Source organism: Bartonella sp. AP11XZML, from assembly GCF_042196445.1.
In the GTDB taxonomy this organism is placed as follows: domain Bacteria; phylum Pseudomonadota; class Alphaproteobacteria; order Rhizobiales; family Rhizobiaceae; genus Bartonella.
In genome coordinates this window covers 1-1476 of sequence record NZ_JBHIQF010000069.1, presented here as the reverse complement: position 1 = coordinate 1476, position 1476 = coordinate 1, and the positions used below count along the sequence as shown (strand labels likewise).

Below are 1476 nucleotides of genomic sequence, written 5' to 3'. Positions count from 1 at the left end.
CATGGGGACAGTAAAGAGAACAGCAAGATAACGTCTCTTAAAAATGGAGACATTAGTAGAACGTCAACGGATGCTGTAGCGGGTAATCAGCTTCATGCTCTAGGTGATAAAGTTGCACAATCTTTAGGTGGAGGAGCTAAGTATGAGAATGGAACTTGGAGTGCGCCTACATTCGCGGTTAAAAAGTTTTCATCTGATGGCAGTGTTACTGCCTCGAGTTATAGCGATGTCGCGTCTGCCTTTGCTGGTGTTGGTGATTCATTCGAGAATGTTAAAGATAAAATCGATCATGTTAAGGATGAAATTACCGAAGAGATTACCAATGAAATTACCACTGCTCAAGCTGACGCCTTGTTATGGGATAAGTCTAAAGGTGCGTTTGTAGCGACGCATGGTGAAGAGAATACAAGCAGCAAGATAACATCGCTTGCCAATGGATCTATAACTAAAGACTCAAGTGATGCTGTAGCGGGTAACCAGCTATATGCATTAGGAAGCGGTGTTGCGAAGTCTTTAGGTGGTAAAGCTAAGTATGAGAATGGAACTTGGAGTGCGCCTACATTCGCGGTTAAAAAGTTTTCATCTGATGGCAGTGTTACTGCCTCGAGTTATAGCGATGTCGCGTCTGCCTTTGCTGGTGTTGGTGATTCATTCGAGAATGTTAAAGATAAAATCGATCATGTTAAGGATGAAATTACCGAAGAGATTACCAATGAAGTTACCACTGCTCAGGCTGATGCCTTGTTGTGGGATAAGTCTAAAGGTGCGTTTGTAGCGACGCATGGTGAAGAGAATACAAGCAGCAAGATAACATCGCTTGCCAATGGATCTATAACTAAAGACTCAAGTGATGCTGTAGCGGGTAACCAGCTATATGCACTAGGGAGCGGTGTTGCGCAGTCCTTAGGTGGTAAAGCTAAGTATGAGAATGGAACTTGGACAGCTCCGACTTACGAGATCTCTCATGTTTCTGCAGATGGTGATGTGGGAAAGACGAGCTTCAATGATGTTGGTAGCGCCTTTGCGGGTCTTGATACGAGCGTCAAGAATGTGAACACTNTGGCACATGGACAGCTCCGACTTACGAGATCTCTAATATTTCTGCAGATGGTGATGTGGGAAAGACGAGCTTCAATGATGTTGGTAGTGCCTTTGCGGGTCTTGATACGAGTGTCAAGAATGTGAACACACATCTGTCTAATGAGGTCAAAAAGTTTGATGAAAAACTAAGTAATATTACTCAAGCGGTTAATGGTGATGCTTTATTATGGAGCGACGCTGCACATGCCTTTGTAGCAACGCATGGGGACAGTAAAGAGAACAACAAGATTACGTCTCTTAAAAATGGAGATATTAGTGGAACTTCAACGGATGCCGTAGCGGGTAACCAGCTTTATGCTCTAGGTGATAAAGTTGCACAATCTTTAGGTGGAGGAGCTAAGTATGAGGATGGCCAATGGAGCAAACCTAAGTTCA

The 1476-nt window shown here is 43.7% G+C and carries 1 protein-coding gene and 1 pseudogene; both read left to right on the top strand.

The window, feature by feature from the left end; translation table 11 throughout:
* Positions 1–1185, top strand: a pseudogene (locus ACFIMG_RS06645) (hypothetical protein); the annotation flags it as partial.
* Positions 1182–1476 (top strand): hypothetical protein (locus tag ACFIMG_RS06640; RefSeq protein WP_375693588.1); only part of this gene is annotated, 295 nt, incomplete at its 3' end. The pseudogene ACFIMG_RS06645 and the gene ACFIMG_RS06640, both read left to right, overlap by 4 nt.